General features: G+C 50.2%; 26 protein-coding genes and 1 riboswitch. Of the genes, 7 read left to right on the forward strand and 19 right to left on the reverse strand.

Annotated elements, in window-relative coordinates:
- Positions 1-786: 786 nt before the first annotated feature.
- From NNL21_RS16070 to NNL21_RS16145, 16 genes are all read right to left on the reverse strand, one after another.
- On the reverse strand, positions 787-2,271 hold the full coding sequence (locus tag NNL21_RS16070; RefSeq protein WP_204818274.1) for an aminotransferase class I/II-fold pyridoxal phosphate-dependent enzyme: 1,485 nt from the start codon (positions 2,269-2,271) through the stop codon (positions 787-789).
- Complete coding sequence (locus NNL21_RS16075) at positions 2,268-2,393, reverse strand: hypothetical protein (RefSeq protein WP_256555279.1); 126 nt, start codon at positions 2,391-2,393, stop codon at positions 2,268-2,270. Before NNL21_RS16075 ends, NNL21_RS16070 begins: the two co-directional genes overlap by 4 nt.
- A 173-nt stretch (positions 2,394-2,566) precedes the next feature.
- Complete coding sequence (locus NNL21_RS16080; protein ID WP_204818275.1) at positions 2,567-4,474, reverse strand: DUF8034 domain-containing protein; 1,908 nt, start codon at positions 4,472-4,474, stop codon at positions 2,567-2,569.
- Positions 4,475-4,534: 60 nt separating this feature from the next.
- Positions 4,535-5,296, reverse strand: coding sequence for a phytanoyl-CoA dioxygenase family protein (locus NNL21_RS16085; protein ID WP_204818276.1), 762 nt, complete (start codon positions 5,294-5,296; stop codon positions 4,535-4,537).
- On the reverse strand, positions 5,289-5,579 hold the full coding sequence (locus NNL21_RS16090) for a hypothetical protein (protein WP_204818277.1): 291 nt from the start codon (positions 5,577-5,579) through the stop codon (positions 5,289-5,291). The genes NNL21_RS16085 and NNL21_RS16090 overlap by 8 nt, the downstream gene beginning before the upstream one ends.
- 52 nt (positions 5,580-5,631) lie before the next feature.
- Positions 5,632-6,390, reverse strand: a complete 759-nt coding sequence (locus tag NNL21_RS16095) for an SDR family NAD(P)-dependent oxidoreductase (RefSeq protein ID WP_204818278.1) — start codon at positions 6,388-6,390, stop codon at positions 5,632-5,634.
- 32 nt (positions 6,391-6,422) lie between these two features.
- The gene (locus NNL21_RS16100; RefSeq protein ID WP_256555304.1) at positions 6,423-8,504 is read right to left on the reverse strand and encodes a right-handed parallel beta-helix repeat-containing protein; all 2,082 of its coding nucleotides are present in this window, start codon (positions 8,502-8,504) and stop codon (positions 6,423-6,425) included.
- Between the two features lie 107 nt (positions 8,505-8,611).
- Positions 8,612-9,460, reverse strand: a complete 849-nt coding sequence (locus tag NNL21_RS16105) for a carbohydrate ABC transporter permease (protein ID WP_204818280.1) — start codon at positions 9,458-9,460, stop codon at positions 8,612-8,614.
- Positions 9,461-9,462: 2 nt separating this feature from the next.
- Positions 9,463-11,448, reverse strand: coding sequence for an ABC transporter permease subunit (locus NNL21_RS16110; RefSeq protein WP_204818281.1), 1,986 nt, complete (start codon positions 11,446-11,448; stop codon positions 9,463-9,465).
- 21 nt (positions 11,449-11,469) lie between these two features.
- Entirely contained in the window at positions 11,470-13,137 is a 1,668-nt protein-coding gene (locus tag NNL21_RS16115; RefSeq protein WP_204818282.1) for an ABC transporter substrate-binding protein, read from the reverse strand.
- 350 nt (positions 13,138-13,487) lie between these two features.
- Positions 13,488-14,168: a GntR family transcriptional regulator gene (locus NNL21_RS36530; protein WP_204818283.1), complete on the reverse strand. Its 681-nt coding sequence runs from the start codon at positions 14,166-14,168 to the stop codon at positions 13,488-13,490.
- 232 nt (positions 14,169-14,400) lie between these two features.
- Positions 14,401-15,384: a metallophosphoesterase gene (locus NNL21_RS16125; RefSeq protein ID WP_204818284.1), complete on the reverse strand. Its 984-nt coding sequence runs from the start codon at positions 15,382-15,384 to the stop codon at positions 14,401-14,403.
- Between the two features lie 210 nt (positions 15,385-15,594).
- A complete protein-coding gene (locus NNL21_RS16130; RefSeq protein ID WP_373567569.1) occupies positions 15,595-16,275 on the reverse strand; it encodes a DUF7002 family protein in 681 nt (226 codons plus the stop codon).
- Positions 16,275-16,874, reverse strand: a complete 600-nt coding sequence (locus NNL21_RS16135; protein WP_204818286.1) for a class I SAM-dependent methyltransferase — start codon at positions 16,872-16,874, stop codon at positions 16,275-16,277. Before NNL21_RS16135 ends, NNL21_RS16130 begins: the two co-directional genes overlap by 1 nt.
- 87 nt (positions 16,875-16,961) lie before the next feature.
- Positions 16,962-17,366, reverse strand: coding sequence for a MerR family DNA-binding protein (locus NNL21_RS16140; RefSeq protein WP_204818287.1), 405 nt, complete (start codon positions 17,364-17,366; stop codon positions 16,962-16,964).
- Between the two features lie 94 nt (positions 17,367-17,460).
- Entirely contained in the window at positions 17,461-18,837 is a 1,377-nt protein-coding gene (locus NNL21_RS16145) for an MFS transporter (RefSeq protein WP_204818288.1), read from the reverse strand.
- A gap of 116 nt (positions 18,838-18,953) precedes the next feature.
- Between NNL21_RS16145 and NNL21_RS16150 the strand changes: the two genes are divergently transcribed.
- The gene (locus NNL21_RS16150; RefSeq protein ID WP_204818289.1) at positions 18,954-19,844 is read left to right on the forward strand and encodes a LysR family transcriptional regulator; all 891 of its coding nucleotides are present in this window, start codon (positions 18,954-18,956) and stop codon (positions 19,842-19,844) included.
- Positions 19,845-19,948: 104 nt separating this feature from the next.
- Here the strand turns inward: NNL21_RS16150 and NNL21_RS16155 are convergent, their stop codons facing one another.
- Together NNL21_RS16155 and NNL21_RS16160 are read right to left on the reverse strand one after the other, a co-directional pair.
- Positions 19,949-20,197 carry a glutaredoxin gene (locus NNL21_RS16155; RefSeq protein WP_204818290.1) on the reverse strand — a complete coding sequence of 83 codons (249 nt, stop codon included), beginning with the start codon at positions 20,195-20,197 and terminating at the stop codon, positions 19,949-19,951.
- 123 nt (positions 20,198-20,320) lie between these two features.
- Complete coding sequence (locus NNL21_RS16160) at positions 20,321-21,721, reverse strand: MDR family MFS transporter (protein WP_204818291.1); 1,401 nt, start codon at positions 21,719-21,721, stop codon at positions 20,321-20,323.
- Between the two features lie 179 nt (positions 21,722-21,900).
- Between NNL21_RS16160 and NNL21_RS16165 the strand changes: the two genes are divergently transcribed.
- Together NNL21_RS16165 and NNL21_RS16170 are read left to right on the forward strand one after the other, a co-directional pair.
- Positions 21,901-22,509, forward strand: a complete 609-nt coding sequence (locus tag NNL21_RS16165; RefSeq protein WP_204818292.1) for a TetR/AcrR family transcriptional regulator — start codon at positions 21,901-21,903, stop codon at positions 22,507-22,509.
- 273 nt (positions 22,510-22,782) lie between these two features.
- Complete coding sequence (locus NNL21_RS16170) at positions 22,783-23,157, forward strand: SET domain-containing protein (RefSeq protein WP_204818293.1); 375 nt, start codon at positions 22,783-22,785, stop codon at positions 23,155-23,157.
- Between the two features lie 91 nt (positions 23,158-23,248).
- On the opposite strand, the gene NNL21_RS16175 is transcribed toward NNL21_RS16170, so the two are convergent.
- On the reverse strand, positions 23,249-23,653 hold the full coding sequence (locus NNL21_RS16175; RefSeq protein WP_204818294.1) for a DUF6220 domain-containing protein: 405 nt from the start codon (positions 23,651-23,653) through the stop codon (positions 23,249-23,251).
- Between the two features lie 472 nt (positions 23,654-24,125).
- On the opposite strand from NNL21_RS16175, the gene NNL21_RS16180 reads away from it, so the two are divergent.
- From NNL21_RS16180 to NNL21_RS16195, 4 genes are all read left to right on the forward strand, one after another.
- Positions 24,126-24,713, forward strand: coding sequence for a hypothetical protein (locus tag NNL21_RS16180; RefSeq protein WP_204818295.1), 588 nt, complete (start codon positions 24,126-24,128; stop codon positions 24,711-24,713).
- An 82-nt stretch (positions 24,714-24,795) separates the two neighbouring features.
- Positions 24,796-25,224 carry a VOC family protein gene (locus NNL21_RS16185; protein WP_204818296.1) on the forward strand — a complete coding sequence of 143 codons (429 nt, stop codon included), beginning with the start codon at positions 24,796-24,798 and terminating at the stop codon, positions 25,222-25,224.
- A 189-nt stretch (positions 25,225-25,413) separates the two neighbouring features.
- A riboswitch (ZMP/ZTP riboswitch) is annotated at positions 25,414-25,495 on the forward strand.
- A 51-nt stretch (positions 25,496-25,546) separates the two neighbouring features.
- On the forward strand, positions 25,547-26,149 hold the full coding sequence (locus NNL21_RS16190; RefSeq protein WP_204818297.1) for a DJ-1/PfpI family protein: 603 nt from the start codon (positions 25,547-25,549) through the stop codon (positions 26,147-26,149).
- Between the two features lie 5 nt (positions 26,150-26,154).
- Positions 26,155-26,628 (forward strand): GNAT family N-acetyltransferase, encoded by a 474-nt coding sequence (locus tag NNL21_RS16195; protein ID WP_204818298.1) that lies wholly within the window; start codon positions 26,155-26,157, stop codon positions 26,626-26,628.
- Positions 26,629-26,652 lie beyond the last annotated feature (24 nt).

A 26,652-nucleotide genomic window follows, 5' to 3' on the forward strand; every position in this document is an offset into this window, starting at 1 on the left:
CTTCGAACGTTCGCCGTAAGACCGAATTGGGGTCTTACAGCAGCAGCTCATTTCTCTGACTGCCGCGTCATTCCGCTGCTGTAACGCCAGAAAACGGACTTACGGCCTCGACTTGCTCTTCGAACGTTCGCCGTAAGACCGAATTGGGGTCTTACAGCAGCTCATTTCTTTGACTGACGCGTTATTCCGCTCTGTAACGCCGGAAACCGGCCTTACGGCCTCGAATTGCGCTTCGAACGCTCACCGTAAGACCGAATTTCGGTCTTACAGCAGCTCGTTTCTCTGACTGCCGCGTTATTCCGCTGCTGTAACGCCGGAAAACGGCCTTACAGCCTCGAATTGCGCTTCGAACACTCGTGGTAAGACCTAATTTCGGTCTTACAGCAAGCCGCTCGTTTCTCTGACTGCCGCGTTATTCCGCTGCCGTAAGGCCGGAAAACGGCCTTACGGACTCGACTTGCGCTTCGAACGTTCACCGTAAGACCGAATTTCGGTCTTACAGCAGGTCGTTTCTCTGACTGCCGCGTTACCCTGCTGCTGTAACGCCAGAAAACGGCCTTACGGCCTCGACTTGCGCTTCGAACGTTCGCCGTAAGACCTAATTTCGGTCTTACAGCAGGTCGTTTCTCTGACTGCCGCGTTATTCCGCTGCTGTAACGCCGGAAAACGGCCTTACGGCCTCGACTTGCGCTTCGAACGTTCACCGTAAGACCGAATTGTGGTCTTACAGCCTCCCGTTGAGTGAAGACCAATAAAAAAAGCTCTTCACTATGAAGAGCACAGCTACTAGCCATTTTCGTTGCTTCCACGAACAGAATTCGAAACAACCTTTATCTCTTGATTGTACGGATCCTCGAGTCCTTTAACCGGGAGACCTGCCTCCATATGCTGGATCACGTAATCGATGATTTCATGGGTTATGACTTGCCCGGGCATCAGAATCGGAATGCCTGGAGGGTAGACATAGATGAATTCCGTGCTAATCCGTTCAGCCGATTGTGGAAAGGGAACCTTCTCCGCGTCTGCGTAGAAGGCATCCCGCGGCGAGATGAACAACGTTGGCACTTCCGGTATCGGAAGAGGTTTAAGTGGATTGCCCCCGCTTCGATCTCTGAATGCGGCGGACATTCTTCGCAGAGCCTGGGTGAGCAGCTTCACTTCGTATTCCGTGTCCCCCAATGTAATCAGACACAAGATATTCGTAAGATCGCTGAGCTCAACCTCGATATTGCATTCACGGCGCAGCCATAGCTCTGCCTCATAACCGGTGATGCCAAGACGTTGAATATGAATGCACAGCTTCGTCGGATCGTAATTAAACACGCCTTCAGCGCCGCATATCTCATCTCCATAGCAATAGAGTCCTGGTATATCGTTGATCTGGCTGCGGGCATAAACGGCCAATCTTATGCATTCTTCCGCCATATACCGGCCTTTCAATGCCAGTTGTCTTCGCGATGCATCCAGGGAAGCAAGCAGCAAGTAAGAGGTCGACGTTGTCGTCAGCATACTCATGATGGTACGAATGCGCTCTTTATTCACCCGATTTCCCTGTACGTTTAATATCGAGCTCTGCGTTAAAGACCCGCCGAGCTTATGAACGCTGGTTGCCGCCATATCGGCACCCGCTTGCATCGCCGACATGGGCAGCCTCTCATGAAAGTGAATCAGCGTGCCGTGCGCCTCGTCAACCAGAACGGGAATGCCATAGCTGTGAACGAGTTCAACCATTTCGTGTAAATCGACACAGGTTCCGTAATAAGTTGGATTGATTAACAATACCGCCTTGGCATCCGAATGCTCATCTAACGCCTGCTTGATCGAACCCGCCGTCACGCCATGATCAATCCCGAGCTTGAGATCCTTTGCCGGTGATACCATTACGGGCTTAGCACCCGATAATACAACGGCAGACATGATCGATTTGTGGGCATTGCGAGGAATAATGATCTTATCCCCTGGCGAGCAGACCGATAAGATCATGGTCATGATCGCCCCAGTTGTTCCTTGAACGGAAAATAGGGTAAAGTCCGCTCCGAAGGCTTCCGCCGCAAGCTGTTCTGCTTCTTGAATCACGCCTGTCGGCTGATGGAGATCATCGAGCGGAACAATATTGATGAGATCGATGGATAACGCATTCCCTCCTATAAAGGCACGAAATTCAGGATCCATTCCCTTCCCCTTCTTATGGCCGGGAATATGAAATTGCACGGGTTCGCTCGCAGCGTGCTGCATCAAAGCCGTAAATAAGGGTGTCTGTTGTTGATTCATGATCGTTCTTCCTTTCCACAATCGTCTCCAAACTGATCGTAACGGAATGGAGAAAGGGCGTAACCATCCATTTCATTTCTTTTTGCTCCAGCCATTGGAAAGTAATGCATGATCTTGTTCACAATCCTTCCTGCTGAGAATACGGCATTGATTCAGGTGCTATTGGAAATTGTAGCAGCGGTTCATAACGATAGACATGAATGTTATAACTGGGATTCGAATACGTGACGGTTCAAAGCAAAGCAAAGCAAAGAGACCCAGCACCTGTCCGGCGCTGGGTCAACAAGATTTAGCTCTACAGATTTCTACCCGACAGAATTTCTTCCTTGTACGGATCGGGCCACACCGAATCATAGGATGGCTGGTTCGCATAGCGGGTTAAAGACAGCTCCAGGCGGCACCCCGCACCAGGCGCCAGCTCGATGCTAAGCCACTTATCCCCTACAGCCGAGCGCTGAATCGCCTTGCCCTGCTGGTTGAACATGACCGCTTCTTCGAACCGGTGCTCTCCGAACGCCCCTGCCTGCACGATAATCTCCTTCTGCTCCAACAAGCTCATGTTGACCAATTGAAGGGTCAGTGACGCTGCCGATACGGCTTCTACAAGTGCCCCTACATCGGCAGGCAGCCCGGGACGCTGCCTTCGCGCATCATAATACCGGACACTGGCATGCTGCAGGCCGCCATGTGAAATATGCATAGGCGCGCCATGCGTAGTTTGCAGCAGACCTTCAAAATAAACCGGACACATCTCCTGCCACTTGTGAATACTGGACAGCGCCTCCAGGTTATACCCGTCCGCGCGCCACTCCTCAGGATCGCCTTCCGGCGAACGCATCTTATTCAATTGATTATGAATGAGCTTGTAGTTCGCCTCCAATATCCGCTGGGGATAAGTCGGATTATTCCCCTGTATATATTGAAACCAGGGAATCGTATTGCCGTTATAATGCTTCGTATTCCGGTGCGTCCCCTCTTCCGTCCCAGAGAATCCGGGAATCAGGATCGCAAGCGAGCTCTCTTCCAGCCCGATCCTCTGGATCCTCTCCAAGTCCTCATCCGCCATGGAGATGAACCACAGATGTATGGGATACAGCGGATCAGCAGGCCGATAATCCGTCCAGCCCGCATCCACATGTTTATATGGCACTGAATGCCTCCCGTTCTCCAGCTTGCGGAGCGCCCAATTACGGTCCAGCTGGGAGCGGGCGATATCCAACTGCTTCATGTCACCTGTCAATAGAACGGCATTGGCCGCGGCGTTTATGAGAGGCTCGATAATCGTCAAGAAGCCATGCGGCCAGCGCCAGCCGTAATAGCCGCCCCACCATTTGCCGTCCATGTATTCCCCGATTTCACCGCTTAATCCCACATTATCCGGAATGATGCCGCCGTTCTTGTCGATCCTCTCTCTCCATGCAGCGATATAATCCAGCACCCAATCGCGGTGGGCTTCTTGCCCGGCATGCAGATAAGCATGGGTCACCATGCTTGTCGCATTCAGATTCAGCGGAATATCTCCCCTGGCCATCCGTTCATTCATCAACCGGATGATTTCCTTGTAGATCGCATCATCCGACCAAGAGCATGTACCTGATGCAAAATCCACGCCTGCCATATCCTCGAACGGCGCCAGATAATGATCGAGTATCCCCCGGTGTGTGATCCAATCCTCCTCCGTCATCATAAATCGCGGACCCTTGCTGCCGTTAATCGGTGATCGGATCAGCCGTTTTTCCGGGTCGTAGTTGGGGGCTTCCTCGTCGCCGCCGGTATACATCGCCGCAAACCGGATGGATCTTTGCCTGTTTTTCAAGTAACCCGGATCCGCAAGCCCGAGGAAATAAAAATAGAGATAGCCTTCCCCATGGTGCATCCAATCGTAATAGGCATCGAATTCACGGGAGATTTGACCGTATTCCGCCCACTGCCATGTTATGCCTTCCCACACCTTATGGGCCAGCTCCAGTATTTCATCGCTTCCTCCCATGACGTACAGCAGCGCCAGATACATGAATCCTTCATAGGGATCATCCGAGCCGTCCATGCCCGGCCAATCCGGGCGCCAAATCAATGTGCCGTCAGAACGTACGTAACGGCTCACGAATTCAACCGCCGCTTTATTCAGCGAATCGAACAGCAATCTCTCCATAAGCGCCCATTGGGGAGGAACCCAGCATTCCTCAGCCGCCAACTTTATCATAATCTGCATCTCCCTGCCTGCGATTATTGAGGGTGAAATCGATACCGAGCTCCGTACCCTTTAACGTTTCTTCCATATATAATCGTTGCCGACCAGAAACCGCCAAAACTCCAGCCTTTGATAATATTCCTTCTGCCAATCCGATCCGTACCAGGGGTAATGGGTCTTTAGGATCTCACGGACTTCCGGATCGTCATAACCGTCGGTGTTGAACAGATTCCGCTGCTGCTCCACCGCATTCAAGCGGATTTTGAACACATAACGGGTTCGGTCCGTTCGATTGGGCTGGGCGCAGTGCCAGATATCCTGGTGCATAAAAGCGATGGTTCCCGCCTTCGCGGCCAGATGGCGCTGCCCCTCGATATTCTTATAGCGCGATATGCTCCAATAGTTGGCCCGCCGCAGCTGGGAACCGGGAAGCACCAGTGTCGGCCCCATTTCGATCGGCGTGTCATGGGCAAAATAAAAGGCTTGGATATCGAAATTATGGGGATTGGGATTCATCACGCCGGAGTCCACATGCCAATTCTGCGATTTGCTGATATGGGGCTTGACAGTATGCAGGAAAGAATGATCATAGACATAGTTGCGGCCAATCAGGCTTTCGATGACGCCCTTGACCTGAGGCAGATCGAATACTCGGCGGATGGCCTCCGAGCTGTTCCAGAATTCATAGCCCTGCGGCTGGACGGTTAATTCATCGTGATAGACAGCTTCATTGAGCTCCTGCGGAACCAGATCCTCCAATACGATCAGACCGTCGCTGCAGAAACGCGCCATCTGGCGCGCATCCAGCAGATGTGAATTCGCCGTACTAACCATGGATCTCTACCTCCCTCTCCAGCATATATTCCCATGGCAGATGGCCGGTTTCATTCTCATGGCCATGCACGAAATACGGCAGCTGGGGAGCCTGAATGACCTTCCAACCGTCTCTCATGGCATCCAGTACAGAACCATAGGGAGGAACCTCCGAATCGCCTGTTTCCATCCGGCTGTCATCCGCGCCGGATGCGCCGTCATAGAGTGCCCATGCAATTGTCTTGGAGCTGAGCTCCGGATTAACCAAGCACAGAAATAAGATCTGCTGCCTCTTCATTGTCATAATTCCGCACCTCACTCGACTTTGAATAATCTCTTGTCTTGCATGGCCGAATTCATAGATGATACCCGCCATCGATGGGAACTACCGCGCCATTCACCCATGCAGCTTGACTGCCTGCCAGGAACAGCACCGCATCGGCGATTTGCTGCGGAGTTCCCACATTCGGTTCCTGTTTGGCCGCCTCCGCCAGCCGATCCGCCTCCTCGGGGTTGCCTGCAAACTGACGGAACCATTGATTGAGCAGCGGCGTCGCAATTCCCCCCGGCATAAGGACATTGCAGCGAATACCAGCAGACCGCAGATCCAGAGCCAGTCCTTGGGTCATATGGTTTAAACCCGCTTTGATCGTGTCGTAAATCAAGTTATTGCGGTCATTACGGATACCGTTGATGGAGCTGATGTTAATGACGCTGCCGCGGCTTTCCTTCAGATACGGCAGCGCCGCCTGTATGAGGAAGAACGGAGCCTTCAGATTGACAAACAGCAGCCGGTCCCAGTCCTCATGCACAATTTTCTCAACCGGCTTATTGCACACGAGAGCGGCATTGTTGACGACTATATCGATCCTTCCCCACAGGCGTACCGTTTCATGGACAAGCCTGCCCGGCGCTTGTGGGTCAGACAGATCGGCTGGAATGAAATGCGCTTCACCCCCGCTATCCATGATGCACCGGGCGATGCTCTCCCCTCTCGTCTGATCCCGGCCGCTTACGAGCACCTTCGCGCCGTGACGCGCCAGCGTTTCTGCGGCCGCTTGGCCGATACCGCTCGTGGAACCCGTTATGATCGCCGCTTTCCCTTGTACGCTCATTGCTTCATCTCCTGGAATGGGTAGTAATTGCGCTACTCTCTGTCTGCAGCAGAGCGCGGGCCAACATCGGACAGATCAATCGGCTGAAAGCCGAGTGCGAATGCAGGCGAATCCTCCTTCAGCGTGAAGTCTCCCTCAGCCGGATCTGCCAGAAGGGGATCGGCATGAATCGAATGCAGATCATATCCGAGCTGCTGCATATCTGCCATCGATCGCGGAGCATTCAGCGAGAAATTCGCCTGTTCATCGAAATGTTGATTGCCGAATACCAGCTCATGGTCGGAGATGTCCCAGAACAGATTCAAATCACTATAAAAGCCCTTCTTGTCAAAATGGCCGGAATAGCCCGCGACAAACATCGGCTGTCCATCGGAGACGATAATGTTTTTCTCGAACGTGAAGGATCGATGAGCCTCCACTCTGCTAAGGGAGGACTGGCCCTCACGGCCGAAAGCGAAAATATTATTGCGCACGATGTTTTCCCGCCCGTAGTGCTGATGGAACACCTGACTGCTTGTCTTGAAGCATATATTGTTCTCGATAATAAGATGAGAGCTGCCTTCATCCGGATAGATCGCCCAGCCGCCATAGTTGCATTTTTCAATATCATGGATGAGATTGCCGCGAATGACCGTACCCGGCTGGATGCCAAGCGTATAGATTCCGCCCATGTCGCTGAGAAGGCCATGCCCGATATCGTGAATATGGTTTTTCTCGATCTTGTTGTTCTTCGATACATTCTCCCCATAGCCCCATACCCAGCCGCAGGAGATTCCCGTGTAATACAGATCATGGATATGGTTATGCGAGATGATGTTGTCAGGCGAATGGACAGAGAGAATGCCGCAGGCGCTGTGAAAGATACGTCCGCCCGCATGTATATGATTATCCGTGATGCGGTTACTGCCCGTTCGCAGCAGTACGGAGCCGCTCGCGTCCGACCCGTCCAGCTTAATCCCGCCTGCTCCCAAATCGGCAATCGTATTGCCGACAATCCGGTTGGACGTGCAGCCCTCGGACAGTTCGATGCCGTACCAGCCGATTCGCTCGATCCGGCAGTCTTCAATGGAACAATAACGGGCTCCGCGCATATGAATCACACCGGGAATATGGAAGGCGGCTTGCGGAGCAGCGGCAAAATCAATTCCCGGCAGCTCGAACCGTTCCCCGCCGCCCTTGGGCTGAACCCAATCGGTGTGCGCAAAGGTCAAGCCTTTGAACGATACGTATTCCACGTATTTCTCCTCTTCCGGCTTGCCCGCTAGCTTGAGCAGCTGATGGGCCGAGCAGGCGACAAGCTCCGTCTCCTCCATGGCTTCGCCCGGGAGCGGGATGTAATAGACCTTGCCGGCTGTACGGTCGAGATACCACTGCCCTGGTTCGGTTAAAGCTTCGAATACATTCTCCACATAATATTTGGCGTATCGCTTGGCGACATCGTCTTTGAGCACGAACATGCTCTTCCGGCTGGATTTCACCTCACCCGTTGATGCATTGAAGGATTGCACCGGCATTCTTTCTTCGATCCAGTAATGCACCGCCACGATATCCACGTCATTCATATTGCGCCAAGACGCGTCAATGTCGCCCTCTGCGCACACGAACGTATCCGTCCCGGCAAACAGATCGCTCGTCATCCCTTCGTGATGAATTTCCGTTCCCGGCACGTCCTTCATCCAGTAGAAGCCCTGCTTAGGCAGTCGTGTCCGCATGCGGCGCTCCCCGCTTGCGAATAGCTGCCGGAAGTAATGATTCCCCTCGGTGCCGCCCGGCACATCGGCGACCCACATCACAATGCCGCCTACTGTCTCCTCCCGCCAGCCTGTTATCCGTACGCCCCCATCCACGATTGGCTGTTCTCCGGGATAGGCGGCATAGGTAACGGGTGCCGAGTCTTCCGGTGTAAACACGACCGGCTCGGTCTGGTAGTAATGGCCTTCGCGAAGCCATACCGTAACCGGCCCGGAGAGCCTCGCTGACTGCTTCAGCTTCCGAATGGCATCCCGCGCTCCGGCGATCGTTGCCAAGGGACCGTCGGTTTTGTCCGGATTGGGCTCCGGCTTCCTTCCTGACCAGTTATCGTTACCTAATGTAGAAATATACAGCTCGTTCATACTCACCTGTACCTCTCTCCTTCCGAATGTCACGACTTCAATAGCAACAGCATTAATAGATGCGTATTCTTGCATCAGGCGCTACCGGTGATCAGCTCGGATGCGCGTTATGCTTTAATGGAACCGGATGTTAAGCCTTCGATAAAATAACGCATCCCTACCATAAACATCAATAACAACGGAATGGATGCGAATACATATCCCGATGTGATGATGCCCAGATCCGGACGGGATATTTTGCCTATCGAGTTTCCTGCATCCGGCGCATAATTGGCAAGCGCCATCGAGATCGTCTGCAGGTTCGGCGTGCTAATCATGAGCATCGGCCAGATGAGATCATTATAGATGGACAGAAAGTTCATGATCGCGATGGTAATCAGGATCGGACGCGCCAGTGGCAGTGCGATCGACCACACGCAGCGGAATTCACTGGCCCCTTCCACCCTCGCCGCTTCGAACATCTCCTCCGGCTGGGAGGTGAAGAAGGTGCGAAGAAGAAAAATTGCAAACAGCTGGCCGCCGCCGATATAGAACACGGCAAGCCCTTCGAGACTGTTCTTCAGATGCAGCCAGTCGGCTAGCACGAAATTCGGCGTGAGCAGCAGTACGCCTGGAACAGTCATCAGCATGACGATGATCCAGAACATCATGTTCCGCCCCACGAACTTGAGCCGGGCGAACGCATAGCCGCTGAGCGTCGCGAACAGCATTATACCTACAATTGAAACGACGCATAAATACAATGTCCGCAGAATGGGTGCCATCAGATCGATTAGCGCAAAGGAGTAGTTGCTGATTTTCGGCGGCCAGGGCATTCCCCAGAAATCGCCGTAGATCATCAGGCTGTCACGCAGTGACATCGAGAGCATCATGATGATCGGAACGAATGAAAGTATCAGGATGACAAGCAGCAAGGAATAGCTGACGATCTCTCTGGCATTGATTTTCCCCGGCATCCTCATTCGACTCCTTCCTGTTTGGAGTAGCGCAGGTTCAATATCGAGCCGGCCAATACGAAGATTGCGAGCACAAAACCGATGGCGGATGCGTAGCCGAAATTGGCGTTAGAGATCTGATTATACATCTGCAAGCCCGGTACATAGGTAGATGTGCCCGGTCCGCCGCGGGTAAATAGAAAGATATTGGCGAACCCTTGGATGCTTCCGATGAAGGTGAAGAACAGAATCAGCCTGATCTGCGGCCGGATCATCGGCAGATCGATTTTCCAGAAGCGTCCCCACGTTCCTATTCCATCGATGGAGGATGAATCATAGATGTCCCTGCTGATCCCGATCAGCCCGCCGAAATAGATCAGGAAGGCGAAGATGCTCACGAAGGGAAATCCAGCCATGATAATGCTCCATAGCGCAATGCTTTCCTCTCCAAGCCAAGCCCGCTTCCAGCTGTCAAGGCCAATCGCACTTAGAAACTGATTGATCATCCCTGTTTCGGGCTCATACATCATCTTCCACAGCAGAATGCCGACAACCCCCGGCACGATGCTGGGAACGACATAAGCCGTTCGGAGCACATACTTCAAGCGGCTGCTGCGGAGCCAGAAGATCAGCTCTGCGACAAGCAGCGGCATCGTCACTTCTTTGATGATCGAAGTGACCAATATAAGGAACATGTTCCATATGCCGATCCAGAAGAACCGATCGGACCAGAGGGCGATAAAGTTATCCAGCCCATTCACCTTCAGCGGTTCCTTCAAACTAAAGTTGGTGAAGGAATAGAATACCGCCATCAGTGTCGGAGCGATATTGAAGATCAGAATGAGAATAATCGAAGGAAGCAGGAGCAGGTAAGCCGACTTGGAACGCTTGAGCCTTCTTCCGAAACGGATGACGGCTGCACGCCAGCTTGCAACCGACCAGACTAAGGCGCCTATTGCAGTCAGGGTGAGTAGAGCATTCGTAACGATCAGCGCAGTCTGGATGTAGAACATCCTCCTCGCATCCAGCGCGCTGCCCAGAGAAACGGTGACCGTCTTGCCCTGGTCAGTCAGAAGCAGAATCTCTTCGCTTGCGAAGCCAATCAGACTGTTTATCGCGCCTGCCGATACTTGCGCATCGTAGAGCACATACCCCTCTGCATCCAGTACAAATAGTTTGCCGTCCTTGTCTCCAGCTAGAATATGCCCCGTTTCATCAGCCTCTGCCACCAAAGTAATGGGATACTCAGACAGCTTGTTGATCCAGAGCACCTTCCCTTTCGCCGATACGAGCGAAACATGGCCTCTCTCGTCACCGGCAAGCAGCTCCTCGCTGCCGCTCAAGCTGAGCCTTGTAATGGGCTGGATCAGATTCGTTCTCCACAGCTCCTCGCCCGCGGGAGACAAATAGCCAACTTTGGAATCAGCCGTGCCGAAGTATACGCCCTGCGTCCCTGCAGCGACAGCATTCACATCAAAGCCGATCTTCGTCTTATACCGGGCCTCTCCGGACTCGTCGAACAAGCCCACCCAGAACCGGTCCGTATACTGCCCGATTCCATATGCAATCGCAATTTCTCCATTAACCGCGGAATCCAGGCCGATGACCCGGCCGTTCACGTTAAAGCTGGCCAGCTCCTCCAGCGACAAATCGAAACCAAATACTTTCCTGTCGCTTGTGCCGACATAGATTTTGCTCCTGTCCGCCGATAAGGCCAGATCGGATACCGTTCCTTCAAGCTTCTGCTCGCGGACCGCCCCTTGACTGTCAATCAGCATCAGCCGGCTGTCGCTGGTGATAGCGGCAGTCGTCTGAGTGTTAACTTCGATCGCCTTCATCACTCTCCCGCCGCCAAGAGAACGGCTTACTTGATAAGGCTCCCCGTTAGAAGCAAAGACGAAAACATACAATAAATTCGCAAGGACAATTAGTATGGCCGCTCCAATGGCCGTGCGCCGCGCTGTTCCGGCGAACAGCGCGGCGCCTTTCTCCCTTGATATGCTCGGCATGATTTCCCCCTGACTGGACGCTTATTGCCCCGGCGCCCGTTCCGGATGCTCAATGTCTTCTGCGGTCAGCCCTGCGTTCTTGATGATGGCATCAAAGTTCTTGATCCAGGATTCCTGAAGCTTCTTGCCGAATTCCTCTGGCGTTATCTTGCCTTCGAGCGCCTCTTTGTACAGATTGAAGTTGGCTTTATTCAGGTCAGGCACTCCTGTCGACAGTGGATTGTTGATCGGAATTTCCGCGTTTCCGAGCATGTTGACCCCTTTGAACATCTCCTGGATATCCGCCGGCACCGTTACATTCCGAACCATGACCGGACCGCCGGGATTGAATTCATTGGCTGCCACCATGCCATCAACCCAGGCCTGATACCCGGGCTGGGAAAGCCAGAACATCACGAAATCCAATACCATATCGGTCTGTTCCTGATTCTTCTCGATAATGCTGACATATTCGCCTGTCGCCGACTCTACGCTTCGGACCGGACCTTGAACGAGGTCGCCCGTCATCGGCGGGTTCTCGAACGTCCCCCAATTGAATGGCTTGAGCGAGCTGGTATCCGTAATTTTCAGCTCCTTCAGCCGTTCCGGGTCATTCAGATTCTCCATATCCTTCTTCACGGTCGGCAGGCTCCAGGTGCCATCGATAATCATGGCCGCCTTCTGCTGCAGGAATAAGGGATAATCGTCGGTGCTGACGAAGAAATCCTTCTGCGCGTATTTCGGGAACACCTTTGCCATATCTGTGACCATCTTGGTCATCTCCGGCGTATCGAAACGGATTTGGCCGTCTTTAATTGCTTTGTACAGCCTCGCCTGATTGAAATTGTATTTCAGATCAATGTACGGATCGTTCGGATCCGATTTGAATGTGCCGTCTAATTCATCGTCGTAGTTGTAATCCCCTTCTTGCGCCCTGACGATGTCATGCCAATTACGGGTGAATTGATCCAGATAAATCTCGATCACCCACTGCGGCACTTTCCAGACAAAATTGGAAGCAATCGGGATCATGCCGGCGGCTTTGATTTTCTCCGATACGCTGACAAGCTCATCCCAGTTGGTCGGCGGCTGCAGATTCAGCTTGTCGAAGATATCCTTATTGTAGAACCACATGATATGAACGGATTGAGTCGGCAGCATGATGCGTTCGCCCTTGGCATTCTTGGCCACGAAGAAATTAAAGTCCAAGTCATCATCCCATTTGTTGCCGGTATACGGATTAACCTGATAGCGGTACTTATCGAAATTCAAATACTTGTCATAGGTCGGCACGTAATTGCCAGCAACCAGGTCCGGGCGCGGCGTGCCTACAGCAAGCATCGTGCCAAGAACGGTCGGATAGTCGCCCGAGGTGCTTCCTTTCGGCTCCCATACCAGCTTCACATTAGGCTGTACTTTCTTATAAGCCGCCGCTAGAGCTTCGAACGCTTTGGCGTCCCCGGCATCCTCGGGATTTCCGTTCAGCGAGATGACGATCTCGCCGCTGTATTGTTTCTTTTCCGCGACAGCCGGTTCTTCTTCCTTTACGGGCTCTGTCGGCGTGTTTGCACTTTTATTTTCACTGTTGTTATCTGTCGTTACCGGCTCATTATTGGCGGGTACTATCGGCTTGGAAGAATCGCTGCATGCTGTAAGAACCGTCGTTAAGGCAAAAACGATCATAACAAGCATCATGCTTATTTTTTTCATGCATAACCCTCCATAAGAATAGAATAGACGCTTATTCAAAGCGCTCCTGATGAACAAGACCTGAAGGCAATATTCAGCAATTCAATTCTGATGCATGAAGCCCATTGAAGCACATATCCGTTTTCCGTTACACCGATAGGTTTAATGAATAAAAATCACCACCTTAATAACATAAATGGATAAACAAGCTATGACTTTGTGCAATCTTGTATGAGGATTCGGTTGCAGGGTCTATATCGTCGGTTTAGGGTTTGTTTGAAGGCGTTCAGGGGTGCTGATGCAGAGAAGGAGTGAATGGTAGGGGAGACTCTTGGTTGCAGCTATAGATCGTATAGACAGGAAGGTACTGCTTACACCTCCCCGCCATTGCTATCGATCCAATCGATTAAATTGCGCTTGGAGTAATCCAGATGCTCACGGATCGCGTCACGCGTTCCCTGCCAGTCCTGCTGCAGCAGTTGATCCACGATTTCCCGGTGCTGCGTCATGGACAAATTATATTTCTCCGGCGTCGGGTCGCAGACGGTCAAAATTCGAAAATTCATCAGATTCTGATACGTTTCCAATATTTGAATATTGCCGGCGGCATTGATAAACTCCGTGTGAAAAATCATATCGAAATTGCCGTATTGCTCAATGGGCGTGATAGCCGGGTCCACCTCCGAAACTGCAAATCGTGTGAGTTGATCAAGCTTGGCGGTAATTTCCTCAAACCGCTCTCCGGAGAATTGGCGATACTGATCCATGACCCAGAAATCGATTATAAGCCTGAATTCAATCACCTGCTCGACATAGCTCTTATCGATCCCGACCACAAATGTCCCGACCTTGGGTACTGTTTTTACCAGTCCCTCAGCTTCCAGCCGGTTCAATGCTTCGCGGATCGGAGTGATGCTGATTCCTAGGTTTTTAGCCAGGACAGGGATGGATATCTTCTCATTCGAACGAAAGGTACGGCGTATGATCATTTGCTTTAAGGTGCCGTACACCTGGTCAAATAAATTGGAGGTTTGTATTTTGGGTAGATCCACAAGAATCACGCCTTCTTCGCATTTTCAAAAATGTAATCGCTTTCTTATATATAAGATATAAGAAGATGGAATGGAAGTCAAACCCTAAATATATTCCGACAAAACCTTTCAAAGCTCAGCAAAAAAAGAGGCGGCGCCGCATGCGGCCCGCTCCAGGGGTACTGATTCCTCTTTTCACTCCGACCGGATCCGGTTCAACACCAACCCCCACAGCGCCTCATATACTTGACATTCACAAAATATCGAGCGTAAATTCGTCTTTTCCTGGGTATTTAACCGGATCGTAATAGTTGTAGACGTTATGTGTAGGGGAATATGTCTTGACGTGAAGCTTGCCGTTCCGAATATCAAATTGGAGGAGCCTCATGTATCCAAGGCCGCCGTCAATCGCACCTTGATAATCGGCCATCATCTGATAGACCTTCCGGTCTGCCTTGCCGTCGCCATTGTCGTCCACCGGGTCGATCATCATCTCCGCATCATGATGATGCCCTGACAACACGGCAAATACGTTCTTGTTAGGAAGCACGACGCGTTCATAAACCTTATCCCCGATCGGCGCCCGTTCGCCGGAGACGAGCATATATTCGTGAAAGCACAGCATCGCCTTCCGGTTCGGGTACCGCTTCAAGACCTCGTTCATCCAGTCGATTTCCTCATTGCCGAAGCCCCAACTCATATACACGATAATGAAATCATGGCCGGCAGCGGACAGAAGATCATAGTGCCCCCTATTGTTCTGATAAGAACCGACATACGTCTGCTGATTCTTGAACCGGTCTGTCCCGAACACTCTCTTGTAATGGCCGTAAGCACTTCGTTGACCTGCATCGTGGTTGCCTGCCAGTACTCCGTAAGGAATACGGGCATCATCAAGCACTCTCATGTTCCGGTCTGCTTCTTTCCATTGTCCGATCTGGTCGCCATCATCGACGATGTCCCCGGTATGAATGACATATTGAATTTTCTGCGTGACGCGGTTATCCCGAATCCAAGCGACATTATCCCGAAAATACCGGTGGAACGTCTTCGAATAATACTGCGTGTCCGACATCCATACGAATGAAAAATCAAACTTCGCTTCCGCTTCAATGTTTGTCCCTTGCTCGCCTTGGCTATTATCCGCAAAGCTCCGCCCCTCTCCGAAGCTGAGCAGCAATCCCGACAATGCGGCGATGGCAACACACTTTTTCACTTTATCCAATCCGATCGTCATTTCAACGGCACGCTCCTTAGATCTACTAGTTACAAAGGGGAGCAGACTTACCCTCCCCTTCCCGGCATCCTCTCATTATTGCTGCGGGGCGGATCGTTTATACGCTAATTCTCATACGTACCTCTCTCACCTCTGCGGTCTTCACCCGCCGTGCCTGATCCAACAGCAAAAACCTTGCCGTTTCCATAGGAGGCAAGGTCTTCAAGACGTTCAACTCAATTCTGTTGCAGGCTTCCTCAGCCCCTTCCAACGCTCAGGCACTTCTTGGTCATCGTCGGTATACACGGCTCTCAGGTACTTAGACACGTTCATAACCCGGTCTTCGATCAGGATCTCATGAATTTCGGATGTTTTTGTCGGCACCGTGTTGTTTATAAGGCTTCTGAAGTCATCTAAGGTTACAAACATCTCCACACTCTTCCTATATGAACAGCGGCTTGGAAACCGCGGTGAGCTGCCCGAGTCGTACTTGGACAGCTTCACGGCTGAGTCATGGGCCAACAATAAGGAATACGCATCGAACTCCAGAACCGCAAACGCCTCATTCGGTTCTTTGCGAGTGTACGAATCCATCATTTTTCGGCAATCCCTTAAGGTAGGCCAACAAAATACATGCCGGTCCAAATAAGCGCGGAATTGCTCCTGGGTGCACGCAGTATCGATCATACGGTCCGGAATCTTGAGATGGGCATTGATCGTCACTGGAAAATCCTTATAGACCACTTCTATGACCTCTGAGCGTCGTTCACCTAGATGATTGGGGTTTATGGTATGACTCGACAATAGAGCATCGAAATGTGCAATCGCCGGCAAATTTCGCACTCTTGTACAATGATAGAGCGACTTTCTGCCAGCTGGTTTCGTTATCGCAGCAATGACAGCCCCTCTCATCAAGGCTTTTGCCCAACAAATTGGATCACATGGGACAAGCCGCTGTGCAGCTTCCCTTCGTGACGTTCTACCTCCCCCATAAAGAAGTGGACGATGCGCCAATCGGCGAAGGTTTGCCATAATTCTTCAGGAGCATATAGAAGCTCTACATCCTGCGGTCCCCCGCTTTGATAAGGCAGTTGATACTGCGAGTACACTTCCGTGATAAAGTATCCTCCCGGCTTAACCGCTTCTTTTACGCCGGATAGAGTTTTTCTGCACAATTCTTTCGGGAAATGCCCGAAGATACAGATGATTTCATCCCACCGATCCGGTGTCCATTGAGCGTCATTCAAATCAACTAACTCAGTATGAACGGTTACTCCTTTTGCTTCGGCAAGTTTCTTCGCTTTGTTCAATCCCGATTCAGCGAAATCCCATGCCGTCACGTCCATGCCTTCTCCAGCTAGAAATACCGCATTGCGCCCTTCCCCTTCGGCAATTGCCAAAGCATCACCAGACAGACGAAGTCTTTTTTGCATCTCTGCTACAAATACATTAGGTTCGGTCCCATACACATAGCTCTCGTCTAGAAAACGCGCATTCCATGGATTGTTCATCACTAAATCTCCTTCATTGTCAGCATCCGCAGCCATTTATCCAATAGACATTATACCCGAAGACGAATACTTCATGTCATCATGGGACTACCCTCCCTTACATTTTTGAATAACAGGGCATTGAGACTTGGGAAGCGGCATCATGGATACCGGACATGTCGTCACTTGTTCCAACAGAGCTTTGAATTGCTGCAATCGATTTATCTTTTCATCGATCTCTTGAACTTTCGCTTGGGCCAATTGGTGCATTTCTTTGGAGGGCAGGAATTCTTCACTCTTATACAGGTTAAGAATTCCTCGAATCTCTTCAAGCGTGAATCCGATTTCCTGGGCTCGCTTTATAAATTGTATGTCTTCGACCTGCGTAAACATCCGGTAACCGGACTCGCTGCGTGGAGGCTTCGTGATTAGTCCCCGTCTTTCGTAATATCTCACGGTTTCCATGCGCACATTGGATGCAGCGGCAACTTGGCTTACAGTTAAAGTTCTCATTCAAGACTCCCTCCTTAAACACATTGTAAACCCTATACCTAGGTATAGGGTCAACTGCTTACATGAAACGAGCTCCTGGTGCCAATTATAACCGTTATTTCAATCTTGGTGTTTTCTTGCTATGATCGCTGTTAAATTGAAAATGATAAAATATTAAAATTCCGATCTGCACGACTACGAGTAAAGCGTAAATATTGCTGTATACGAACGAGCCCGGGGAGGTGTTCATGGGGTTCCAGCGATACCCGGAGCCTTGGTCAACTATTTTACTATAGATACCTGTCGAGACCGCCCCGGCAAGGAAGTTCAACATCGTCAAAAGTCCCATCCCTACTCCGGTTTGTTCCTTCGGCAGTGTCCTGGAAATCGAATTGGACAACGCGATTTGCATAAACATTTGGCCTACGGTTCCAAATATCAGAAAGAAAGCGATGAATGCCGGTGAGCTGCCGGCAAAGGATGAGAATAATGCAAAGCAAATCAACAGCAGCACGAATGCAATGTAGAAAAGAGTTGAATTCCCTCTCTTATCCGCCAGTCTTCCGCCCTTTCTTCCCAATATCGCCGATGTGACTGCAGCAGGAACCATCACGGCACCGATCCAACCCGGGGACAGCCCGTTGACATCAGCTAATAATTGCGGCGTTAGAAAAGGAAGCGAGTACCCGGCACTCATGATGAATACGGCCATTATCAGTCCGAGAGAATAATTGTGATTGCGGAACAGCCGCGGTTGAACGAATGGCTCCGCCGCCGAGTGAATTCGGACGATGAATAGAAGAAAGAAAATCAGGCTGCCTGCAGCAAGGATCCATCCTCCTTGCGTTACGGCCAGAAGAAGCAGTGCAACGGTACCGGCCAGAAGTCCGCCGCCAATCCAGTCGATCCCCCCTGCTCGGGTCTGTTCGTCACGTAAATATTTGCGGTAGAAGGGCACCGTGATCAATAGGAACAATGGCATACAGAACAACCATCGCCAATGGACGACACTCACAATCAATGCAGAAATGACAGGCCCGATAGCATTGCCAAGCGCCAGGCCGGTAGCCGATATTCCGAGCGCGCGTCCGCGCCGCTCTGCCGGGAAATAACGAACGGGAATGATCATCGCGATTGCGGGAATTACTGCAGCCCCGGATGCCTGCAGGATTCTGCCGAGCAGAACCATCCAATACGCTTCCGCAGCCAGCCCCGCCACCGAGCCTAGGAATAACAGGATCAGACCGAACGTAATTAAGTTTTTGAGCTTATAGGTGTCAGCGAGCTTCCCGTAAACGACCGACCCGATCGCGTATACCAGCGTATAAACCGCAAAGACCCAGCTTACCTGCGCCAAGGAAAGTTGGAACTCCTCTTTGATCTTCGGCAACACGATATTAAACATCGTAGCGTTCATTACCGAAATAACCAATGTAAAGGCAAGAATTCGAATTAATTTGTCACCCGCTTGCTGCTGCACTTCAGATTCCATATCATAACCCCTTTCATCCTGTCAGGGATTATTTTATAATGCGTATTAAATAATGAAAAATATATATTATGATATGCATTCATATCTTTGAGTATATGAATGAAAGGATGAAGACGATGGAGCTTCTGCAATTGCATTACTTTAGAACGGTTGCCAGACTGGAGCATATGACGAAGGCCGCTGAAGAGCTTCATATCGCGCAGCCTGCTCTTAGCAAGACGATTGCCAGGCTGGAGGAAGATCTGGGTGTTCCGTTATTTGACCGCCAGAGCAGAAAAATCCGTCTCAATACGTTCGGGAAAGCATTTCTTGGCAAAGTGGAAACCGCATTAACGGTGCTGGATGAAGGCCGGAGAGAAGTGGCCGATCTCGCAGGAATGAAACGCGGGAGTATCGCGATCGCAACGACTACTTTGAATCGCTTATCCAAAGCACTCGGTGCCTTTCGCTTGATGTATCCGGAAATACGCTTTCGCATTATACAGATCGCCCCTGCTTCAATGGAAGACATGGTCCAACTATTGGAGAAAGGGGAAGTCGATTTATGCTTTGGCGCAGCTAGTATGGACAGACCGGGGATCCGTGAGATGCCTGTACTCCATTCGGAGGTTTTCCTTGCGGTACCTCCAGGACACCCGATGGAGAATCGAGGCTGTATATCCTTGCATGAAGCAGCCGATGAACCGTTTATCGAGTATAAAGAAGGGCATCCCTTTCGAAAAATGAATGAGGAGCTTTGCCAGGCTGCGGGGATAAAGCGTCTTATCGCCTGTGAGGTTGAAGACCCTGCCGCGTTATCAAGCCTTGTTCAAGCCGGACTAGGTGTTGCTTTTGTCCCGGCATGCAAGGGCGATGAGGAGCCGTTGTATACGCATCTGCAAATTGATCAACCCGATTGTCATCGCGACTTCATGATCTCGTGGCTTGAGAAACGCTATATCTCCTTGGCTGCACGCGAGTTTCAGCGCTTTCTTGTCCACTACTTCTCCGAACTGCAAAAAACCTAGATAAGGGAACAAAAATTGGACAATAGACAGGTCTGCATTACAAAGAGCATTAACGGGTCGTTAATGCTCTTTGCAGCGGCAGAATACTTGCCATAGATTCCTAGCTAATCTAATAATGCTGACTTAGCTCTTGTCAACCTTTCAACATCAATGATTCTGCCGTTAATCGTTACGGCTGGAAGAGCTGTTATACCGTATGCACCCGCTTTGTCCTGTCCGCCGGCCGTGCTGCTTCCTTCATTCATGTTATAAACAATGACTTCACATTTGGAACAAGCTAACGCCTTGACCTCATCGACGACTCTACGACTTTCTGGACTGCTGTCCGCAAATATTTCAATGGTTGCGCTCATATAAACCCTTCCCTCCAATACGTGATTGATTATCCTCCACCGATACAGTATAAAGGCTCTACCTTGGTACAGAGTCAATGACGAATTTTCAAGAAAAGTGCTGTGTTTGCAGTATCAAACACCTTAACTTTTCGAGGGCTGAACCAATCGCGCATTACCGATGAACAGGCTGATGATCCAACCAATACCGGCAAACACGGCGCCTAATAGAAAGATTTGAGTCAGCGTATGGCTTAATAGTGCTTTATCCACGGTTATTCCCGTCTCCAATTGATGGATTAGCAGGCTTCCGAGCACACTGACCCCGATCGTTCCGCCAATGGAACGGAAGAATTGGGACGACGATGTGGCGACGCCACGATGATGCCATTCCACTGAATTCACGGCGGCCATCCCCAGCGTCGGATATACCGCCCCCATTCCAAGTCCTGTAATGACCATGTATGCGATAACCTGCGTCTTCGTCGTATCGATGCTCATCTGAGCCAGCAGGATAAGTCCCGTGATCATCAGCAGCAGGCTCCCCGTCAGAATCGCTCTATAGGTGAATCGATTCATGAACCGTCCGCTCATCGTAGAGGTTACCGCCGTAGACAGCATAAGCGGAGTCAAGATGTAACCGGCGATGGATGCGCTTACCCCAATTACCTCCTGGACATAGAGCGGAATATAAGTGATTGCACCGAACATGGCCGCACTCATAAAGAAGCCGGTTAAATGACTGCATGTAATCGTACGCCGCCGAAACAGATGAAGGGGGAGGATCGGATCCTTTGCCACCGTTTCCACAAATATAAACACACCGGCAAGAATAATCCCTGCGGCAAGCAAGCCTATTATCGGAGCAGAACTCCATGCATAGCTTGTGCCGCCCATAACGAGACCCAGCAGCAGGAAGACGCTGGCACCGGTTAAGGTCACCGCTCCGAGCCAATCTATGCTGCGCTTCGCATCGTTCCTCTTATTTTCTCTCAGCCCAATCGCTATCATGATCACCGCGACCATGCCAATTGGCAGGTTGATGAGAAAGATCCAGCTCCACTGTCCATAATCCGTCAGAATCCCGCCGATCATCGGTCCTAGAATACTGGAGATGGCGAATACGGTGCTGAATAGTCCCATAAATCTTCCCCTTCGTTCGGGCGGGAAGACATCCGCCACAATGGTGAAGGCAATCGGCATAAGAGCGCCTGCCCCTAGACCTTGAATCCCCCTGAATGCGATAAGCTCCACCATCGTTGCGGCAATTCCGCATAGAAACGAGCCTGCGAGAAACAACGATAATCCACATAAATACACGCTTCGCCGCCCATATAAATCGGCCAGTTTCCCATAGATGGGCATTGTCGCGGTGGAGGCCAGCATATAGACCGCAAACACCCAGCTGTAGAGGGAGCCTCCTCCAAGCTCTTTGACAATGGTGGGCATGGCAGTGGACACGATGGTCTGATCCAATGACGACAAGATCAATCCCATCAACAGCCCCGTTGTAACAAATCCTGTTTTTGTTGATTTACCCGGCATTTCCGATCACTTCTCCCCGACCTTTATTCGACAAAGTGTTGCAAATGCAATTCTGTGTAGATTACAATAAAGGGTATGGAGAAGCTGATCAACCGTCAATTTCGCAATAGATGTCGCGTATGCGACAATTCCCGGAGCCGTGTTGTCTTCGGTATACTTGTTCGACAAAGGAGCCGCTAATGTTTGCATCCAATAAACCGATTGATCCCCGCATCAAACGAACGCTGCTTCTGATCAGGGATGCATTGATTTCATTAATGGAGGAGAAGGGCTTCGATCATGTTTCCGTTCGCGATCTTACCGCGCGGGCACAAATTAACCGTGCGACCTTCTACCTCCATTACCAGGATAAATATGATCTCCTGGACAAAGTCGTGAACGAAATGCTGGAGGAGTTTTCAACCACGATTCAGCTGCCGCCTGCATTCGAAGCCGAAGATTTCTGCTTGGATTCCGATATGCCGCCGCCCTCGTTCATTCACCAGCTTGAGCATATCGCGTCCAATGCCGCATTTTACAAAGTCATGCTTGGAGCAAACGGGTTGCCCGGCTTTGCAGGACGTATGGAACAAGCGCTTCGCGATGCCTTGTATCATCGATCTTCCCTCGCCCAGCCTCACGATGTTCAGCTGAAGGTCCCCCGCGAAATGATTATCCGTTACGCGACTTCTGCGCATCTCGGTCTCATTATGCATTGGCTCGAGCATGATATTTCCTATACGCCCAAGTATATGGCCACACAGCTGAAGCGTCTGCATATGCTAGGTCCAACGAATCTGTATAAATGAGTCTATGCTGCGCTAATTATCCCTTGTACCGTACTCAAGTACAGAGGATGAGCTTGAGATCGGTATCCTTGAATATTACGCCCTAATTAAACCCATGCTGGTGGTAGCCATCCTTGAACTCGTGTATTCGCAATCCCGCTTTATTCCATCAGGTGCCTAAGGAACCATTCGTGTGTCTTGCTGTTTCCTTGAGAGTGCGTTACACTAATTCTTTCGAATGGTATTAGATGAGCCATTAAAATCCATAGACTAAAGAGCGCGCAGGTGACCAATATGATTGAAATAAAGATATCCAAGCTAAGTAGCGGCGAATTCAACAGAGGGGTATTCGCATCACGCGACATTTCTAAAGGCGAGCTCATACACGAAGCGCCTGTCATTCCTTATCCCAATGAGGAACATGAATTCATCGAGAAAACAATCCTTGCCGATTACGTGTATGAATATGGCGCTAACCATACGGCCATCCTCTTAGGGTATGGCAGTTTGTTTAACCATTCCTATACACCGAATGCCACGTATGAAATTAACTTCGCTAATCATACCTTCGATTTCTTTGCTTACACCGATATTAAGGCCGGCGAGGAAATACTCATCAACTACAATGGCGAAGTCGATTGCGATGATCCGCTATGGTTTAACGAATAAGATTTGAACGCTCCTTCATCGGGTTATGATGACCCGATAAGGAGTGCTCCCCCCCTCTGCATAATCATAGCAAGCTCCGCGCATTCACCATTTATCCTTGGCTTCCTTCTCTTACGAATACAACCCCTCCCGCACGTTTGACCACATATAGAGACAGCACGATCAACACGAGGGCCATAACCGGATGGAGCGCACCTGCCCCAGGCAGATTGGCCGTGAAATACTGGAAGTATATAAGCCCAAATTGAGCAAGACACAGCCAGCCTGTCCCTATGGGGAGTTTACCGAGATGGGCAAATACAATCATAAGCAGCGGTATAAATTCAAATATATGAACAAAATTGACATGTGTTCTCCAGCGGCTCGGATCATCGAAGATTGCCATTCCCGCAAGGTAGGTTTGAACTACGATACATGCGATCAATCCCCATGCCAGAATTAGAAAAATCCATCTAAATCCCCGAATACGACTGCTGAGCTGTCTAGCCTCTACCATGTGTCTATCCCCATCCTTTTATTTTTTTCGAACCCAAATAATTTCTGCAGCTGTACAATAGTACCACCCCCATGTTGTGAACTTATGACGGACCTATTCGGTTTCTATGAAATATCCATATTCACGAAGTGAAGTCGGTTGGAAGCAGACCGAGGATGACACATCTTCCCCCCGATTATCCTCATATCCGTCGTACCGTTATTGCTTGGTTTCTCAAGTTTTCTATTACCGCAATCCGAACTGCCCGTTGCCTCTGCAGACACTCAGCTAAGCGTCGTCAGTTACAATCTCCGTTACGCCTACAATGCAAACGACACCTCGTATAACGGTATTTCCCCGGTAACCCGCCGGGATCATGTCGTATCCTATCTGACTTCAACCTCCCCGATATGTTACAGCCAAAGGCTGGTCCGTTCATGGCTCAGGCATCACCAAATTTGAATGGACTTTGGATAACGGATCATGGGCCACGTTGACGAGTGCGCTGCGTCCGGATGTTACCGCAGCTACGCCTGCTTATACGGCCGCTAACAATATCGTCAATAGTTTTACAGGCAGCATCGATGCTTCCACGTGGCCTGTAGGCAATCATACGCTCACGATTAGAGGTACAACGAAGACAGGAGCGACGTATACGGTCGGCATCATAACCGTCGTCATCGCCAATCCCGCAGCCTCCACTTCGTATTTGAATACAATGGATTTTCCATTCAGCACACCTCCAACCGGGAATCAGACCGTAACGGGAACGATCATGTGCACGTATGGAAGCACGGCGCCTATCAATGCTCAAGGCTGGTCCGTTCATGGGTTGGGCGTCACGAGGTATGATTGGAATTTGGATAACGGATCCTGGGGAGCCCTGACAGGCGCTTTACGTCCGGATGTCACAGCTGCTACACCTGCATACAATGGGGCGAACAACCTCGTGAATTCCTTTACAGGCAGTATTAACCCTTCGACCTGGCCAATAGGAACTCACAGTTTAGTTATTCGAGGCACTACGAAAACCGGATCGACGTATACAGTCGGCATCATCACGATTAATATCATCAATTAGCATACATTTGATTATTCTTGGTCTAATGATACAATATGGAAATAGTAAGGTTGTCCATATTAACCGACGAGGAGTGAAGATAATGGCTGTTGATGTATACCTAAATTTCAATGGAAATTGTCGTGATGCTGTCGAGTTCTACGCACAGGTTTTTGATACTGAAGCAACACATATGACGACATTCGGGGAAGCCCCGCCTAACCCGGATTATCAGCTCCCAGAGGAAGTCAAGCATTTAATTATGCATACCCGGCTTAATATTCTAGGCAGCAATGTCATGTTCAGCGATGTCTTTCCTGAGATGCCATTTATTGAAGGGAATAACATCAGTCTGGCGATCGTTCATAATGATCTGGAAGATATCAAGAAATTGTTCCATAAACTTCAAGAAGGGGGCAAAGTAGTCATGGAGCTTCAGGAAACCTTCTGGAGCAAGGGCTACGGGAGCCTCGAAGATAAATTCGGCATTCAATGGCAGTTTAATTATGACGATGGAGAACAGTTCATGTAGTTCTATCATCTAATTATTAGCCCAATTAGGATATGGAACTTTTCTTGTACAGAAAAGATGCTATATCCTTTTTTATGATCTGATCTTATTCATGACGGAATAAGCCGCGCATTATCTCACTCCTCTTCCACTTTGCAAACTCTTTATTGAAATTATCTAACAATTCTGATATATATGGGATATGGAATTTACAGGATGTGTTACTGGCGAAAACGTGGAGAACCACGAGGGAGCACATACCTTCATAAAGCCGTTCGCCTGGGCAAAGTATTCGGTCGCTCGACTGAATGCTTTTTTATTTTTATTAAGGGAGATGAGCCTGATGGAACAGGTACGGCCGCCTAGAAATGTTGCGATTTTGATTTATGAGCAGGTTGAAGTTCTGGATTTCGCAGGACCGTTCGAAGCCTTCATTTGCGGAAGCAGCCGGGGAACCGAGTTCAATGTCTTCACAGTAGCGGAAAACAGTGACCCGATTCTTGCAGTAGGAAATTTAAGCATCAATCCATCCTATACGATCCATAACTGCCCCAGACCGGATCTGTTAATCATCCCCGGCGGTTTCGGCTCAAGAAGAGAGATGAATAACGAGCCTCTTCTCAACTGGATTCGCATGGCTTCGACCCAAGCTGAGCTTGTCTTATCCGTCTGCACAGGTGCCTTGATTCTAGCGAAAGCAAACCTATTGGATGGACTGCGGATAACGACAAATCGATCCGCCATCGGCGAATTGGAGAAGGTTGCACCGGAATCGTCTTCGATCGTCAAGGATGTTCGTTATGTGGACAATGGCAAAATCATTCTATCCGCCGGCGTTTCTGCCGGTATCGATATGTCCTTGTATGTGGTGAGCAAATTATTAGGGGTAGAACGAGCGCTGGAAGCTGCCCGGATCATGGAATACGATTATTACACCGGAGAATGACAACCATGGTAAACATTCGGCCGCTGGTTATCAGTGATCCCCCTTTCGTGAAATCGATCATGGCGGAACATACTCTACAGTTCCCATACTTCATCATCGAACAATATCCGGCACGCTGGCGTGAATGCTTGGAATCCGCTGAAGGCACCAAATGCGGCTATTATGTCGCTCATACCGAAATAATCCTTGGTCATGGAGGCTACATGTATAGGGATGAATTAGGCCTATACGAGCTTATCGGAATCGTCGTGAAGAAAGATTGCCGGCGCCGGGGAATCGGTGTTTCGATGATTGGTACCCTATGCAGCAAAGTAAGAGAATTGGGCGGGAGTAAAGTTATTCTATATACTTTGGGTCATATAGGGAATGAAGATACGCTTACCTTCTATCACAGGATTGGATTCGAAGATGTAAAACATGAACCGGATTATTTCATGCCTGGATACCATCGCGTAACATTCACGAAAGATGTGGTTTGACGTATCGCGAAGCAAGGAGGAACC

Source organism: Paenibacillus mendelii (assembly GCF_024498075.1).
Lineage (GTDB): Bacteria > Bacillota > Bacilli > Paenibacillales > Paenibacillaceae > Paenibacillus_Z > Paenibacillus_Z mendelii.

What these genes read in the sequence shown, in the direction of transcription:
- NNL21_RS16130 (WP_373567569.1), bottom strand. Translation starts at nt 16,275, where the DNA reads ATGAGAGGGGCTGTCATTGCTGCGATAACGAAACCAGCTGGCAGAAAG.
- NNL21_RS16135 (WP_204818286.1), bottom strand. Translation starts at nt 16,874, where the DNA reads ATGAACAATCCATGGAATGCGCGTTTTCTAGACGAGAGCTATGTGTAT.
- NNL21_RS16085 (WP_204818276.1), bottom strand. Translation starts at nt 5,296, where the DNA reads ATGGTTAGTACGGCGAATTCACATCTGCTGGATGCGCGCCAGATGGCG.
- NNL21_RS16095 (WP_204818278.1), bottom strand. Translation starts at nt 6,390, where the DNA reads ATGAGCGTACAAGGGAAAGCGGCGATCATAACGGGTTCCACGAGCGGT.
- NNL21_RS16165 (WP_204818292.1), top strand. Translation starts at nt 21,901, where the DNA reads ATGTTTGCATCCAATAAACCGATTGATCCCCGCATCAAACGAACGCTG.
- NNL21_RS16105 (WP_204818280.1), bottom strand. Translation starts at nt 9,460, where the DNA reads ATGCCGGGGAAAATCAATGCCAGAGAGATCGTCAGCTATTCCTTGCTG.
- NNL21_RS16160 (WP_204818291.1), bottom strand. Translation starts at nt 21,721, where the DNA reads ATGCCGGGTAAATCAACAAAAACAGGATTTGTTACAACGGGGCTGTTG.
- NNL21_RS16175 (WP_204818294.1), bottom strand. Translation starts at nt 23,653, where the DNA reads ATGGTAGAGGCTAGACAGCTCAGCAGTCGTATTCGGGGATTTAGATGG.
- NNL21_RS16080 (WP_204818275.1), bottom strand. Translation starts at nt 4,474, where the DNA reads ATGATAAAGTTGGCGGCTGAGGAATGCTGGGTTCCTCCCCAATGGGCG.
- NNL21_RS16150 (WP_204818289.1), top strand. Translation starts at nt 18,954, where the DNA reads ATGGAGCTTCTGCAATTGCATTACTTTAGAACGGTTGCCAGACTGGAG.
- NNL21_RS16155 (WP_204818290.1), bottom strand. Translation starts at nt 20,197, where the DNA reads ATGAGCGCAACCATTGAAATATTTGCGGACAGCAGTCCAGAAAGTCGT.
- NNL21_RS16100 (WP_256555304.1), bottom strand. Translation starts at nt 8,504, where the DNA reads ATGAACGAGCTGTATATTTCTACATTAGGTAACGATAACTGGTCAGGA.
- NNL21_RS16140 (WP_204818287.1), bottom strand. Translation starts at nt 17,366, where the DNA reads ATGAGAACTTTAACTGTAAGCCAAGTTGCCGCTGCATCCAATGTGCGC.
- NNL21_RS16090 (WP_204818277.1), bottom strand. Translation starts at nt 5,579, where the DNA reads ATGACAATGAAGAGGCAGCAGATCTTATTTCTGTGCTTGGTTAATCCG.
- NNL21_RS16195 (WP_204818298.1), top strand. Translation starts at nt 26,155, where the DNA reads ATGGTAAACATTCGGCCGCTGGTTATCAGTGATCCCCCTTTCGTGAAA.
- NNL21_RS16070 (WP_204818274.1), bottom strand. Translation starts at nt 2,271, where the DNA reads ATGAATCAACAACAGACACCCTTATTTACGGCTTTGATGCAGCACGCT.
- NNL21_RS16185 (WP_204818296.1), top strand. Translation starts at nt 24,796, where the DNA reads ATGGCTGTTGATGTATACCTAAATTTCAATGGAAATTGTCGTGATGCT.
- NNL21_RS16115 (WP_204818282.1), bottom strand. Translation starts at nt 13,137, where the DNA reads ATGAAAAAAATAAGCATGATGCTTGTTATGATCGTTTTTGCCTTAACG.
- NNL21_RS16125 (WP_204818284.1), bottom strand. Translation starts at nt 15,384, where the DNA reads ATGACGATCGGATTGGATAAAGTGAAAAAGTGTGTTGCCATCGCCGCA.
- NNL21_RS16110 (WP_204818281.1), bottom strand. Translation starts at nt 11,448, where the DNA reads ATGCCGAGCATATCAAGGGAGAAAGGCGCCGCGCTGTTCGCCGGAACA.
- NNL21_RS16190 (WP_204818297.1), top strand. Translation starts at nt 25,547, where the DNA reads ATGGAACAGGTACGGCCGCCTAGAAATGTTGCGATTTTGATTTATGAG.
- NNL21_RS16145 (WP_204818288.1), bottom strand. Translation starts at nt 18,837, where the DNA reads ATGGAATCTGAAGTGCAGCAGCAAGCGGGTGACAAATTAATTCGAATT.
- NNL21_RS16170 (WP_204818293.1), top strand. Translation starts at nt 22,783, where the DNA reads ATGATTGAAATAAAGATATCCAAGCTAAGTAGCGGCGAATTCAACAGA.